Origin of the sequence: Akkermansia sp. (genome assembly GCF_020860705.1) — a bacterium.
Lineage (GTDB): Bacteria > Verrucomicrobiota > Verrucomicrobiia > Verrucomicrobiales > Akkermansiaceae > Akkermansia.
Map to the genome: position 1 here is coordinate 1 of NZ_JAJBTT010000007.1, position 13,256 is coordinate 13,256.

General features: G+C 54.1%; 12 protein-coding genes. 4 read left to right on the forward strand and 8 right to left on the reverse strand.

The features are described from left to right. Window positions 1-299: 299 nt before the first annotated feature. The gene (locus LIO64_RS01340) at window positions 300-1,370 is read left to right on the forward strand and encodes a glycosyltransferase (RefSeq protein WP_290547656.1); all 1,071 of its coding nucleotides are present in this window, start codon (window positions 300-302) and stop codon (window positions 1,368-1,370) included. Window positions 1,371-1,528: 158 nt separating this feature from the next. Here the strand turns inward: LIO64_RS01340 and LIO64_RS01345 are convergent, their stop codons facing one another. The 4 genes from LIO64_RS01345 to LIO64_RS01360 all read right to left on the reverse strand — a co-directional run bounded on the left by LIO64_RS01345 (window position 1,529) and on the right by LIO64_RS01360 (window position 4,850). Further along, window positions 1,529-2,386 (reverse strand): hypothetical protein, encoded by an 858-nt coding sequence (locus LIO64_RS01345; protein WP_290547657.1) that lies wholly within the window; start codon window positions 2,384-2,386, stop codon window positions 1,529-1,531. A gap of 49 nt (window positions 2,387-2,435) precedes the next feature. Further along, window positions 2,436-3,308, reverse strand: a complete 873-nt coding sequence (locus tag LIO64_RS01350) for a hypothetical protein (protein WP_290547658.1) — start codon at window positions 3,306-3,308, stop codon at window positions 2,436-2,438. A gap of 100 nt (window positions 3,309-3,408) precedes the next feature. Then, window positions 3,409-4,281 carry a hypothetical protein gene (locus LIO64_RS01355; RefSeq protein WP_290547659.1) on the reverse strand — a complete coding sequence of 291 codons (873 nt, stop codon included), beginning with the start codon at window positions 4,279-4,281 and terminating at the stop codon, window positions 3,409-3,411. Window positions 4,282-4,331: 50 nt separating this feature from the next. Beyond that, window positions 4,332-4,850, reverse strand: coding sequence for a hypothetical protein (locus LIO64_RS01360; RefSeq protein ID WP_290547660.1), 519 nt, complete (start codon window positions 4,848-4,850; stop codon window positions 4,332-4,334). An 82-nt stretch (window positions 4,851-4,932) separates the two neighbouring features. Here LIO64_RS01360 and LIO64_RS01365 point away from each other — a divergent pair, with 82 nt between their 5' ends. Further along, on the forward strand, window positions 4,933-5,427 hold the full coding sequence (locus tag LIO64_RS01365; protein ID WP_290547661.1) for a hypothetical protein: 495 nt from the start codon (window positions 4,933-4,935) through the stop codon (window positions 5,425-5,427). Window positions 5,428-5,603: 176 nt separating this feature from the next. On the opposite strand, the gene LIO64_RS01370 is transcribed toward LIO64_RS01365, so the two are convergent. Together LIO64_RS01370 and LIO64_RS01375 are read right to left on the reverse strand one after the other, a co-directional pair. Further along, window positions 5,604-6,146: a cysteine hydrolase family protein gene (locus tag LIO64_RS01370; protein ID WP_345779558.1), complete on the reverse strand. Its 543-nt coding sequence runs from the start codon at window positions 6,144-6,146 to the stop codon at window positions 5,604-5,606. A gap of 494 nt (window positions 6,147-6,640) precedes the next feature. Continuing rightward, window positions 6,641-8,023, reverse strand: coding sequence for a tetratricopeptide repeat protein (locus LIO64_RS01375; RefSeq protein WP_290547663.1), 1,383 nt, complete (start codon window positions 8,021-8,023; stop codon window positions 6,641-6,643). 138 nt (window positions 8,024-8,161) lie between these two features. Here LIO64_RS01375 and LIO64_RS01380 point away from each other — a divergent pair, with 138 nt between their 5' ends. Further along, on the forward strand, window positions 8,162-8,854 hold the full coding sequence (locus tag LIO64_RS01380) for a pseudouridine synthase (RefSeq protein ID WP_290547664.1): 693 nt from the start codon (window positions 8,162-8,164) through the stop codon (window positions 8,852-8,854). 15 nt (window positions 8,855-8,869) lie between these two features. Further along, window positions 8,870-9,661 (forward strand): RNA pseudouridine synthase, encoded by a 792-nt coding sequence (locus tag LIO64_RS01385; protein ID WP_290547665.1) that lies wholly within the window; start codon window positions 8,870-8,872, stop codon window positions 9,659-9,661. On the opposite strand, the gene LIO64_RS01390 is transcribed toward LIO64_RS01385, so the two are convergent. Next, the gene (locus LIO64_RS01390; RefSeq protein WP_290547666.1) at window positions 9,654-10,295 is read right to left on the reverse strand and encodes an NAD(P)H-dependent oxidoreductase; all 642 of its coding nucleotides are present in this window, start codon (window positions 10,293-10,295) and stop codon (window positions 9,654-9,656) included. The genes LIO64_RS01385 and LIO64_RS01390 overlap by 8 nt on opposite strands. A 547-nt stretch (window positions 10,296-10,842) precedes the next feature. Further along, on the reverse strand, window positions 10,843-13,242 hold the full coding sequence (locus tag LIO64_RS01395) for a hypothetical protein (RefSeq protein ID WP_290547667.1): 2,400 nt from the start codon (window positions 13,240-13,242) through the stop codon (window positions 10,843-10,845). Between the last annotated feature and the right edge of the window lie 14 nt (window positions 13,243-13,256).

The window sequence follows — 13,256 nt, forward strand, 5'->3', positions numbered from 1 at the left end:
AGGTTGATTTTACTGAATTTTGAACGCCCATATTTTCCATCGGACTGATAATCCGCTTTCATATTTGGCTGCTTAAAAATCGATTTTTTATTTCATATATCATTACATATTGAATATGAAAAAAATAGCAAATGAATCTAACTATCCGGCAAGGCAAAAAATAACTTTTCCGCATTGTTTGACGACCCTGAATGACTTATTGTTCCTTCCGGTCCGGGTCATGTTCCCTGCTTCCGTTCCAGACAGGCCCCATTTTCATGACGGCGGAGCCTTTAAGATCACCAGGCCTATCGGCATCCATGCACCATCCTTTACCAACCGCTTCAGAGGCCCCTCTCGTCAGCATCATCGTTCCCGTGTACAACCTGGAAACATGCGTTTCCTCCTGCCTGGACAGCTTGCTGGCCCAGACCTATTCTCCGGTAGAAATCATTCCGGTCAATGACGGCTCCACAGACCGTACGGCAGACATTCTGAATAGTTACGCTGCCCGGAATCCCGGCATCAAGATCATCACCCAGGACAACGCGGGGGTAGACGCCGCACGCTACTCCGGCATGGACAGGGCGGCAGGGGAATATGTCATGTTTGTGGACGGGGACGACGCCCTTTTCCCGGACAGCGTGGAAGCCATGGTCCAAATGGCTGTCCGCGAACGGGCGGACATCGTCATCGGAGACTACGTCCGGCACCTGGACCGCTTCGGCCTCTTCCGCAGAAAAGACGGGCAGATACCACACAGCCGGGTGGTGGAGAGAGAAGAGTTCCTGTCCTCTTATTATTCCGGCTTTTTCGGCAGGGACCGGCACGGCCTGTTCTACACCTACGGGAAAATGTGCATCAAGCTTTACAGAAGGGAATTCCTCCTGGCCAACCGCCCCTCTCCCAGTGGACTGAGGTATGCGGAGGACCAGTTGTTCAACCTTCAGGTCTTTCCGCGGGCGGAACGAATCGCCCTGCTGGCGAAGGAGGTGTATATTTACAAATTCGGCGGCGTGACCGGAAACTTGTCCATTTCCCTATTTGACGACATGCTGCGCCTCCACTCCGCCAAACTGACCATGACGGACCGGGAAGACTGGAAAAAAAGCGAACTTGGAGCCTTCCTGAACAACGTCCGCAGTTTTCTGGCTACCCTGGCCGTTTCCGGAAAACTGACGGCCGGAAACATGCCGGAGATTCTTGAAAAACTGAATGGCAGTACCATCTGGCGCCAGGCGCAGGAAGCCTATCCGGCCCTCCATGACGCTTTCCTTTCCGCCATGCGCCGGAATGACGCCGCAGCAGCCTACGGAGAGCTCAACCGCCACACCCTCCTGAAAAAAATCGCCTACAGGCTGCGCCGGGTCATCCTTAAATTGGTCCGCTGAACGCATTTCCGCGCCGGGGCATTCCCCATCTTCCCCCATCTCTGATAAAAAGCACGGGGCCGCTTTCCCAAAAGCAAAAATCACGCGGGAAGAAGAACCAGGCAAAAGTCCGTTCTCCCGTTTTCCCTATTCCGGAACAACGCGCCGCCAGGACCGCCTTATTTTTTCTTATCCCTGATTTCCCCTCTCATGCCCACCTTCACGTCTACAGGAATGGCAACCGGTTCCAAGGGGACCTTGTAAACCATCCGGAACCTGAGCTTTTGGAGATGATCCGGAGCTTCAAACTGAAGGCGCTTTGTCCATTCTCTGGAAGAAGAGCTACTACTGGAGCCTCCTCCCCGGGAATCGGTCTCCAGCGGTTCATCCTTCTCATTGAGGATTTCAAAGCCCTCCAGGTCAAAGATGCCCTCCACTGCCAGCCCTAATGACACCTCAATCATTTTTTTGCCTTCCTCTTCAAACGATTTGCATTCTTCAAGGAAAAACCTGCCTGTGGGTACATGTTCAGGTAGGGCAATATCTTCGTCTCCCATATCCTCCCGTCCATCGTTCCCAGGCAAAGGCGTATTCATTTCAGCACCTTTTTCCAGAGGGAGCTCATAAACAAGACTTTTCATGGAACGGGAGAGGGGCACGCGGAATACTCCTTTCAACCGTATCCAGGAAGCAGCCGGAGAAGGCAGCTCTCCGGCAACTCCATTGACGGGCGCCCATACCATTCCATTCTCACTGCGTGAATACATACTGCCTAACCTGAACTCTACCGGAGCCAGTTTCCTGCCGGTGGAATCTGTCGCCTCCAGGTATTGAATACGGTTATTGTGTTGCGTGGCAAACCCCCATGGTTCCTTAACGGTAAAATTTACGACAAATTCCAAATGAAGGGAAGACTCCTGCAATTGTCCGTTGATCCATATTCTGTCTTTTTCCAAGCCTACGGAAGTAAAAACGGCCTTCACCGGATTTTTTTCCTCCGGATTGACGCCGCCCCATGCCACCATCCCTGAAACCATGGCAGCACACAACAAAAACCGCACGTAAATGATGCCCTGCCTGTTCATCCTAGCCCTCCTTATGCTGAGTATCCTGCTGTTCCATAACGCCGAAGAGGCCGCACCGGGCATGGAAGGGGGCCAGGATCTTCCTTAACCCCGCCGCATAGTTAACGGAGACCTTCACCTCCTTTTTCTTTTCTCCCTTCACACGGAAGAACTGATGCCAGTTATAACTCCCCGGGGAACGCCCGGAGCCGGAGCCATAATCCTCCTCCAGCAGCGGCGTCCCATCCCCGGAATACAGTTCAATAGCCAGAAAGCCAAATGGAACCGTAGAAAATACCCTAATCCTCAGGATATGCCCATCCTCATCATTTCCACCTTCATCATAGTAACCTTTCAGTTCCGCCTTCACCTCCGCACCATCTATTCCGGCATCCTTGAGAACCAGAGGAACGGAGAAATCCTTCACCATCGTTTTCAGTGTGACACTTTCCGATACGGCGGCCTTGCTGTACATGATGAGGGGTATCTTTCCCCTGGCTTCCACCCATCTGGCCCCTTCAGAAGGCAGCCATGAATCCGTACTCAAAAAAATTGTTCCTGCTCTATCACTCTTTTCCAAAGTGAAGGCGGTATTATAAGAGCAGGACAGTTTGGAGGGAGAACTTCCTTCCGAATCCGCCATGGTCACTTCGGAACCGTCCTCATCCTCATAAGCAACCTTCCATGAAGGAGAGATTTCCCTGACCTTTAAATTCATGGAAAATGACTGGCTGGCAGAAGAGGCCTCCCCCGGGTCCGTCTGTCTCGTGTGCCATTCATCCAGGGAAACGGTGACACCGGGTTCTTCAGGGCTTTCCTTTCCGGCAACGGCGCCGGAAACGGGAGCGAAACAGAAAACAGCCAGACAGATCAGGCAGTGATAACACATAGGCAAAGGGTTAATGGGAGGGGGTTTGTATCCTAACATTTCTTTAGCGTGGCACAAGTTGAAAAAGGCAAGCCCTCCAAGAACCGGCCCCAATTCCGGCAAAACGTTATCCGTCCCTTTTTTCTTTCCTCTTTTCCGGCGCTTCCCGTATTTCCCCTCCAATTCCAAACCTGGCGTCCACAGGAAAGGAAACATACTTCAGTTCTGCCCTGTAAATCAACCGGATTCTGCACCTATTCATATCCATTTTTTCCGGAGGCGAAAATCTAAAATTCGCCGTCCAGCTCTTTGATTCTTCATCGATGGAGGAGCTGCCGGGACTTTCGTAATCCAGTACCTTTCCCTCTTCGTCAAGAATCTGAAATTTTTCCAGATAAAAGAGGTTATTCGTATCCAGGCCAATTTTCAAAACGAGGTGTTTTTCTCCGCTTTCCTCCTCCCACTCGCATCTTTCCACGTACAGGGTCCCCATGGGAAAATCGTTTAATTCCACCACATCGTCCATATTCCCGCCATTCATTTCCTCACTGCCCGGCAACGGAATGAAGGAGGATGCTCCCTGTTTTAAAGGCAGTTCATAAACGGGGCTTTCCAGCAGGCGCTCCAGAGGAACTCTCAGGCTTCCCTTCATCCGGAACCATGAGCAGCCGGCGGGAGGCAGCTTGGCCGCAGTGCCTTCAATTTCTGCAAAACACACCCCTTTTTCGTGACGTCCATTCAGCCATCCCAAGTAAAATTCCACGGAAGACAACTCCGTCCCATTCGCATCCCATATTCCCAGAGACTGGCTTTCCAAAAAGGACTGATCTCCAAGCTCCCAGGGCTCAGGGACAACAAGGACGGCGCGGCATTGCCATTTAAGTTCATCCCCCCAATGGTCATTTTCCCGGCTGCGCCTTAATTCCGCCTCCTTAAAAATCACGCCCACTTTTTCCTCCTTCTTTTTCTCCCCGGCTCCGTGGCACGGCAGCCAGCTCATAAGGCAGCAGCCAAGGCCGCACCATAAGTAATATACCGTGTTCATCATCCCTACTGCTGTAAAGTTTCCTGAAGCATTCCGGACAATCCAAATTTCATATCCACAGGAACGTTGATCCGCTTCAATTCAGTCATATAGTTCACCAATACCTTTATTTTCCCTTGTTCGCCGGGGTCCAGACTGTATTCCCAATTCCACATGCAGCAACCGTTGGAGGCGGACGAGCGATCCCAGTTCCAATTTTTTCCCAGAATGGGCGTGCCGTTGGATTTCATGAGCGTCACGTCGCATATGCCCAGGATGCAAGGAGATTTCAAAGTCACTGCCAATTTTATTTTCCCGGAATCCTTGCTGAGAGACCATTCTATTTTCAGGCTGGTCTTAACATCCTCCAGCCGTCCGTCATCCATCAGGGCGCTCTCTTTCAGAACGAGAGTTTTCTCTTCCTTTTTCTCATCCATGGAGAAAAGAACCCCTTCCGACGTCACCTCCTTTTCCGCGATCAGGAGCGGAATATTCCCTTTTATACTTACCCAGCGTGCTTCCGGAGAGGGGATCCAATGTTCCATATTCGACCTTAGTTCCGGCTCATCGGAATTCAGTAGATTATCATAATCGGAAGGAGCTCCGCCACCGCCAGTGGAATCACGTATGTCAAGACGGATATCCTTCTCCCTGCAATCGATAATCTTAGCGACGCCGGGAATGGAAAAACCCAGCTTGATCCTAAATTTTTTCCCCGGGTTTTCTATTCCGGGTTCCCATGAAGTTTTACTTGAAGCCGATAGGAAAACCGCGGAAACCGTCTTTTCCGGAGGGTCTTCATCGCCCGGAGCAGAAATGCCTGCAAAGAGGCACAGGACGGGAATGATGGGGAAAAAATTCATAGAGGCAGTTTTTATAGTAATTCACGCTAACATTTCCCTTTCAAGGAGCAAGGGCAAAATGCAGATCCATGAAATTCTGCTCCGTTTCCTTTTCTCCGGAATAGAGGAAATACGGAATTCCTCCACCCATGAACACTTCTTCGCAGCCGCAGCAACTATTCTTTTAAGGCTGTCCCGGTCTTGGTGCAGCAAGCCTTCCCATGAGAGGACGCTATCATTTCCATGCCGATCAACCGCGCTTGCATGGCGGATAACATGATGGAAATGCCCTTGAAGAGCGTCTTCCAAAAAAACAGGCACGCATCATGATTTGCTCCTGGCAGGCATGTTCAGCCTCTCCATTATCCTATACACCGGCCTATTCTGCCGGGAGCTCTGTCTGCCACGATGGCATCTACCTGTTGACGACGGCATGTCCCGTCAACAGGCGCTGTTCTAAGCCTCAAGCTGGCTTGCCAGCTTAATTTCAGCAAACGTTCCATTTAATCCCGCCATGTAGGCATCATGCACGACGGCAGCCGGCAGAAACCTCTCCATCATCGTCAAATCCCTGGTAGCGCAGGCATCATACAACAGGGTCACGGGAATGCCATGATCTTTCGCCGCGCGTACTGTCGTATCGATGCACATATGCGTCATCATTCCGCAAACGACCAGTTCACTCACCTTCCTGGCACGTAAAAGTTCCAGAAGATTCGTCTGGAAAAAGCTGTTGGGCGTATGCTTGACCACCACCGGCTCATCACTCAAGGGAGCAATATCAGGATGGATTTCAGCGCCGAACGTATTCGGAACAAAAAACGGAGCGTCCGGACTGGCGTTAATATGCTGGACAAAGATGACCGGGGCCCTTTTCTCCCGAAACCGGCTTAATACGGCCTTTACCTGTTCAAGCGCTTGAACGGCGCCGACCAGTTCAAACTTCCCTCCGGGGAAATAATCATTCTGAATATCAATAATAAGTAACGCATGCATCAGTTGTTGCCTCTCCGTCATTTTTTATCCAATATACGAATCCTATATCTGTTTAATTTTATTCTCAAAGAGTTTTCCTGTCAAATACGGGTCTCCTCTTACCAAGCCTTCTGCAAACGCTCATCCTGCTCCGCCATGGTATTGGTACACCGCACGCCGGGCTGTTCTGCCAAGTTGGACGGCATGTTCCATTTGTCTAATAAAGAGCATGAAATGCCCCCTGCTCCGCCCGTCCATGGCGTATGGCGCTCATTCGGTAAATGGGCCAGGACCAGGTCAACCTGATCGCCGGAATTCCGCGGGTCCGGATTATGCCCGGTGCCGACGGAATGTCAGCCAATGCCCCGGCATGTCCGCGAACGGCCGCGGTCGTGACCGTTTCTGCTCCGGAGCGGCACCTTCACAAAAACGCCGCTCCTGTTGCTTCAAAGCCTTTGCCGGAAACGGCAAAGGCTTTGAACAGGGCGTCCTTTCCGGACGCAAAAGGCCTTGGAACCTTAATTGCTGTAAGAAGATTCCACGCGCTTGGCTACGTCGCGGTAGCCGTATTCGGCGTCGTAAATCTGCTGGAATGCCGCCAGGGATTCTTCCTTCCGGCCCAGCTTTTCATAAAGCAGGCCGATCATGTAAAGAATTTCCTTCTTGGTGTCATTCATTTCAATCAATTCCTTGTTGGCTTCCTCCAACTGGCGCAGGGCCATGTCATGCATGTTCTTGGCGTCATAGCATTTGCCGAGCAGCAGCATGGCGCGGATGCGGATATGGGGATTGTTACGGGCGCGCTGGAGCTCCGGAATGGCTTCCGTATAATTGCCGCATTCAAAGAGGGCCTGCCCGAGCTCAAAACGCGTCTGCGGGTCCGTGGGGTTGTTTTCCACACGCTGGCGGCACAGGACCACCTGCTGTTCCGCGGCTTCCTTGCTGAACTGGGCCATCTGTTCCTGAAGCTCCTTGTTGTCCGGATCAGCGGCGGCGCGGCGGCGGAGGTCTTCCACCTGGGCCTTGCGGTAGCGCTCATTCATTTCCGTGGCCTTGTTTTCCAGGGAAATGTCATTATTGCTGAGGCTGAACGCATAGTTGTAGAAGGAATAGGCATTTGCCCAGTCTTCCATCTGTTCATAGGTGCCGGCAATGTCGCGCACGACCGCCAGATCCTGCTGGTTCTGGGCATAACGGGCCGAGAGAAGCCCCAGGCGTTCTTCCAGTTCCGCACGGGTGAGACCTTTCTTGTCGCTCTTGTCCAGGGCGTTCGTTTCCGCGGAATTCTTCATCACGTCCTTGAAGCTCTTGGCCTCCTCCCACTTCTGCTGCTCCATCGTGGCGCGGGCCATGCAATCCTTTTCACTCTTGACGGCCAGGCTGTCCGTGGGGTCCAGCTTCACAATGTCATGGTACACTTCCGCCGCTTTGGCCGACATGCCCCGGGCCACGTAATGGGAGGCCAGCATGTGGAGCATTTTCTTGTTGCCGGGATGGCCCTGGCGGACGGTTTCCAGCGCAAAGGCGGCCAGATCGGGAAAGTCCACATCCATGGCGGCCGCGTACAGGGCTTCATTCACCGGAATGCTGAAAGGATCATTTTCCAATTCGTCTTCCAAGGCGGAAAGCTGGGTGGCCGCATCCTTTTTGGAGGAAGTGAGCTTGCTGGTGCTGATCTTCATGCCGCTGAACAGCCCAGCCTTCCTGGCCTCCGGATTCAGCTTGATTTCACAGGCGCGCAAGGCCTTGCGGCCTTCCAGAAAGCCGGGAAGCTGCTTCACCAGGGCCTTGAGCAGGCTGACAGCGTAAGGATAATTGTTCATGTCCACCGCCTGGCGGGCGCGCACCCAAAATTCGGCCTGCTGCGGGGTCAACTGTTCTTCTGTAATCGTTTCAATCATGGAACTCTATAAGCGTAAATGGTGAACAACGGAGGCAACCCAAACAGGAAGCCCCCGCATGTAATAGTTTAATGCTATCAGCCGGGGAGGCATACTTCAACCTTGTTTTTTGTTCCCGTTAGGAAAAAAATACGCCGCATGAGACTGGATGCTCTTTTATCCCGCTACGGGTACTGTTCCAGGCGGGAAGCCCCGGGCTGGATCAAACGCCACTCCATCACGTTCAAGGGGGTACCCTGCACCGGTCCGACGGACAAGGTGCAGGCGGACGGCATCCTGCTGGACGGGGAACCGGTGGAATTTCCGGACGGCCTGTATGCGGCCCTTTACAAGCCCCTGGGGTACACGTGCAGCCATGACGATGAAGAAGGGGATGTGATCTACGACCTGCTGCCCTTCCAATGGAGGCACAGGAATCCTGCGGTTTCCTCCGTAGGACGCCTGGACAAGGAAACGTCCGGACTGCTTCTCCTCACGGACGACGGGAAATTCATTCACCGGATGACGTCCCCCAAACATCATGTTTCCAAGGTTTATGAAGCCGTTACGGAAGAGGACATTCCGGCGGATGCCGTGGAACTGTTCGCTTCCGGAACCCTTACGCTGAACGGGGAGGACCGCCCCTGCGCTCCTGCTGCGCTGGAAATCCTGGAACCGCGCCGTGCCCGATTGACGCTGACGGAGGGGAAGTACCACCAGGTGCGCCGCATGCTGGCCGCCGTAGGCGCCCCCGTAGCTTCCCTGTGCCGCATTTCCATCGGCGCCCTGCATCTAGACGACCTGAATCTGGAACCGGGGGAGTGGACGCCCATCCGTCCGGATGCGCTGTAATCCTACCCGTTCGCCATGTGGATTCCCATTTCCGACGCTCCGATTTCCTGCTTTCCGCACTTTGAAGTGGCGGCGGAGTCCGGAGACTGGATCGTGGTGGACAAGGGAGCGCCTCTTATCGTTCATCCGTCCAACGGGAAAAAAGAGCCCAATCTGCTGGAAGGCGTGGAAGCCCTGTTGAGCTATGAAATAGCCAATGGAGCCTCCCTTTCCCTGGTCAACAGGCTGGACCGGGAGACCAGCGGTCTGACGCTGATCGCCAAGAACAAGTCGGCGGCGCGCCAGCTGGGAAGGGCCATGCAGCGGCGGCTGATGCACAAGGAATATCTGGCAGTGGTGCAAGGATGGCCGGAATGGACGGAAACAACCTGCACGTCCCCCATCCTGAGGCAGGGGGACGTCGCGGAAAGCCGCATCTGGGTCAAACAGGCGGTCCACCCTGCCGGAAAGGCATGCACAACCGTTTTCCGGACGGAACGGGCATGGAACACGCCCCACGGCCCTCTGGCCCTCGTCCGGTGCATTCCGGAGACGGGACGCATGCACCAGATCCGCGTGCATCTGGCGCACCTGGGGCACCCGATCATCGGGGACAAGATTTACGGGCCCTCCGAAGAATGCTACCTGGAATACATCCAGCGCGGCTGGAGCCGGGAGCTGGAAGAACAACTGCTCCTGCCCCGCCATGCGCTGCATGCCTGCCGGCTGGAATTTCCCTTTGATGAAAAGGTTTTCACTGCGGAAGCTCCCCTGCCGGAAGACATGCGGAAACTGCTTGAAGTGCAGAAAGAAAATTCCGTCAGATGACAGGGATGACGTCATTCCGGTCAAAACGGACCTTTGCCAGATGGGCATACTTGTCCGCCTCTTCATCCCGGTAGCCCAGGGCCAGCGCGCAGAGCGCATAGTACGGGGAGCCTTCCAGTCCCAGAATGCGGTCATAAGCCGCAGGGTCCATCCCTTCCAGCGCGCAGGTATCCACCCGGAGATCGGCGGCGCAGCTCATCATGAACCCGAGGGCTATGTACACCTGCCGTTCCAGCCATGCTTTCAGCACATCCGGGGACTTGGAACCCACCAGTTCAAAAATACGGGCACGGTACTGTTCCAGGGATTCCATGGTAACGCCGCGCACTTCCACGATGCGTTCCAGGTAACGCTGCACATCCTCCGGCTTGAAGTCCCTGCGGGCGCAGAAGACCACCAGATGGGAGGCGTCCGTAACCTGGGCCTGCCCCCATGAAACCTCGCGGAGCTGGGCGCGCACGGCGGGATCCTGCACGTCAAGGAACTTCCACATCTGGAGCCCCAGGGAAGACGGGCTCAGATGGAGGGATTCCAGAAGGGCCTCCCAGTCTTCCGCCGGAATACGGCGGTCCGGATTGAATACCTTGGTGGCATAACGCCATTCCAGCGTCTTGATTAATTCCTGAGCGTTCATATTTGTTATCAAATGATGAGGGTTGGGTTTCCAGAGGATGCAGAACGCCGGAAGCGCTCCCGTCATGGCATCCGTCATGGTTTGCCCCATGTCATGCCATCTTCCTTTTTTCCTATCCGGAATGCAAGTCAAGGTTCCGGCACCAATGCGGCAGCGGACCCTGGTGAAAAGCTTTTCCTGTCCGGTAGCCGGGAAGTCTTTGCCAGATCAGAAAAGAAGATGGGCGCGAGCGAACGAATGTTCAATTTCCCTCCGCTACGCTACGGAAGAAATTCAGTCATGAAGGCCGGGAAACCGGTCTGCCCGGTTGGACGGAAAGCGCAAGCTTGAATCCCGCAGGGTAAGTGAATCTGAAAGAGGCACGAATCAAACCTTCATTCCCAGGCGGCCGTGTTCCGTTCAAACCCTGGATATATGATCCTTCCCCATATTCTTCAAGGGCCGGGCTATTGGGAACAAGGGCCTCCCGGCCCTTGTAAAGAGACTTTCATGAACCGGAACTTCTCCGTTCATCTTTGCAGAAAAACCGCCCTCCCCTTCCCGAAAACTAGAGGAACTTGACGGGCATATAGTCCCCGGTCTGCTGGATCGTAAAGCTGATGCCCAGGCCGAATTCGTTTTTATTCCCGTTTTTGCGTACGAACGCTCCTACGCCCAGATACCAGGAGCCCATGTTGTGGTACACGTTGTATTCCTGAATGTCCAGCTTGCCATCCAGCAGGGAGAAGCGCCACTTGCCGCTGAAGGCCCAGGCTTCCGAAAAACGCTGCAACACGCGCAAATCCAGCTGGCTGCTGTCCTCCAGCAGGGAATGCTGGTTCAAATAACGGTGCCCCACGACGAATTCCGTGGAACTCCATGGCATGAAGCGCAGGGAATTGTTGTACTCATGGCAGCCGGAGATTTTATCCTTCCCCAGGATGGGGGCCTGCATTTCAGACCGGTATTCCATCCACGGAACGGGATTCCAGCGCATGAAGGAGAAGAGATTGGAGAAGTCCCGCTGGTTGACCGGGTCATACAGGTACGCATCCATGAACACATCCCAGGAAAACCAGCGGTGGGAATTGGAGTCCCGGCTGGTCATCAGCATGTTGCGCAGGCCGTACCGGAATACCAGTCCCGTGGAAAGGGAATCGGTCTCCGTGTACCTTCCCATGCTCAGGGAAGGAGGATTGGTGGTAGCGGTGTCTCCGTCAATCTGTGGATAAAGCTCGCTCAGACGGTTGGTCTTAACATACGCCAGCGTAAAATGGGGCTGTACGATGTGATTCATGCCGTTCAGCCCCAGGGAATCACTGTACACGGAAGAATAACGGCGGGAAAATTTGAAATCAGCATCCGTGCCCGCATAAAAAATCCCCTGGTTGAGCGGCTTGTAGTCATCCACGCCGTAATAGCCGGTATATCCTCCGCCCAGTTTGGGCGTCAGGTTCAGGAACCCCATGATTTTCTGGGAAGCGGAAATTTCATGGAAGGAGTGGAAACGGCTGTAACTGTCCGTCATCAGCATGCGGGCCCAGTAATCATGGGCAGGGGTTCCAGGCTCCATGTAATCCAGCATGTCCCTGATTTCCGTCCGCATGAAGGGAGGAACGTACTGCTTGAGGAAAGCGAAGCTGGTACGGCTTTCATACATGACGGGGGAACGGAAGACGGGAGACTTGATGCGTTCATAACTGAACTCGGTACGCTGGTCCGCCATGTAGAAGTTGTTGGGAACAAACCGGTGCAGCAATGAAAAATCATTGGTGTCATCCGTGCGGGAAATAAGCACCGTATTATCCGGAGAAGAATTGCGCTGATAGATTTCCGGATAGAAATCACGCAGCATGTACTCGTCGCTCAGCATGTTGACATTGGCCTTCAGCCGCCAGTCCGTGCGGGCGTTTACCCGGTGGGACCACATTTGCTGGAGCGCCAGGCGCCACCGGTCCGGATCAAGGTGTTCGCGGGATTCATCATCCCCGGCGCTGATTTTCACCCCCTTGTCATAAGTTTTGTAAAAAGACAGCCCCGTCATGTCCGGACAATCCTTTTCCAGCAGCACGTCACGGATATCCAGCCCGTAGGCGAAACCGCGCCTGACGCGGTAGTCCAGATGCAGGGTTCCCAGATAGTCTGCGGAAGGCATGCCGTTGTCCGTCCATTTTTCCCCCAGCAGGAAGCCGTATTCATTCAGGAGATAAGGCCCCCAGATGGAGCGCATCCCGGGAATGGGAAGGTAACCCACTTCCGGATTCAAGGAATGGCTGAGATAGGGAAAGTAAAAGAAGGGAATGCCCCCGTAATACAGGGTCATGTTCTTGAAGGAAAACCTGTCTTTCGGATAAACGCGTATCCTGTCCGCGGAAATCCAGGTGAGGGGTTCGCTGACGTCCTCCGCCGTGACGGAAGCCTGGCGGGCTTCCAGATAGGTATTTCCGGCGGCATCCTTGCGGGATTCAAACTTCCCGCTGCGCAGGATCAGCCCTTCCATCTTCGCACGGATGGCATCCGTGAGAAGGATCTCGTTCTTCCAGTCGAATTCCGCGGTATTGGCGCGTATAAGGCTATTGGTGCGCGTCTTGCTGTCGCTCTGGTAAATGGCCAGGTTGCCTTCCAGAAAAACCTTGTTCTGGCCCAGCTCCGCACGGGCGTGATCAGCAAACACTTCCACCCCCGTATCCGTGACCATGTGCACGCGCGGCCCCTCAAAAAAGACCTTCCTGGCATTCTTGGAGTTCTTGGAGTTCTCCACCCTGACGGGGCCGTCATTGGTGATGGAAATATTGGAAGGAATCTGCGGCATAAGAGCCCCGGAAAGCAGATTTCCCTGCGATTCCTCCCGGGGATTTTCCTGCCCGGATTCAGAGGACGCGGGCGCCGGCGGCTGTTCTGCGGGCGTTTCTGCAAACAGGGGAGCCCCGGCGATCAACACCGCCGCACCCCAGCGCTTTGCATTCATCCCAATCATGGCTA

What these genes read in the sequence shown, in the direction of transcription:
- LIO64_RS01340 (WP_290547656.1), top strand. Translation starts at nt 300, where the DNA reads ATGCACCATCCTTTACCAACCGCTTCAGAGGCCCCTCTCGTCAGCATC.
- LIO64_RS01345 (WP_290547657.1), bottom strand. Translation starts at nt 2,386, where the DNA reads ATGGTTTCAGGGATGGTGGCATGGGGCGGCGTCAATCCGGAGGAAAAA.
- LIO64_RS01355 (WP_290547659.1), bottom strand. Translation starts at nt 4,281, where the DNA reads ATGAGCTGGCTGCCGTGCCACGGAGCCGGGGAGAAAAAGAAGGAGGAA.
- LIO64_RS01360 (WP_290547660.1), bottom strand. Translation starts at nt 4,850, where the DNA reads ATGGAACATTGGATCCCCTCTCCGGAAGCACGCTGGGTAAGTATAAAA.
- LIO64_RS01365 (WP_290547661.1), top strand. Translation starts at nt 4,933, where the DNA reads ATGTCAAGACGGATATCCTTCTCCCTGCAATCGATAATCTTAGCGACG.
- LIO64_RS01375 (WP_290547663.1), bottom strand. Translation starts at nt 8,023, where the DNA reads ATGATTGAAACGATTACAGAAGAACAGTTGACCCCGCAGCAGGCCGAA.
- LIO64_RS01380 (WP_290547664.1), top strand. Translation starts at nt 8,162, where the DNA reads ATGAGACTGGATGCTCTTTTATCCCGCTACGGGTACTGTTCCAGGCGG.
- LIO64_RS01385 (WP_290547665.1), top strand. Translation starts at nt 8,870, where the DNA reads ATGTGGATTCCCATTTCCGACGCTCCGATTTCCTGCTTTCCGCACTTT.
- LIO64_RS01390 (WP_290547666.1), bottom strand. Translation starts at nt 10,295, where the DNA reads ATGAACGCTCAGGAATTAATCAAGACGCTGGAATGGCGTTATGCCACC.
- LIO64_RS01395 (WP_290547667.1), bottom strand. Translation starts at nt 13,242, where the DNA reads ATGAATGCAAAGCGCTGGGGTGCGGCGGTGTTGATCGCCGGGGCTCCC.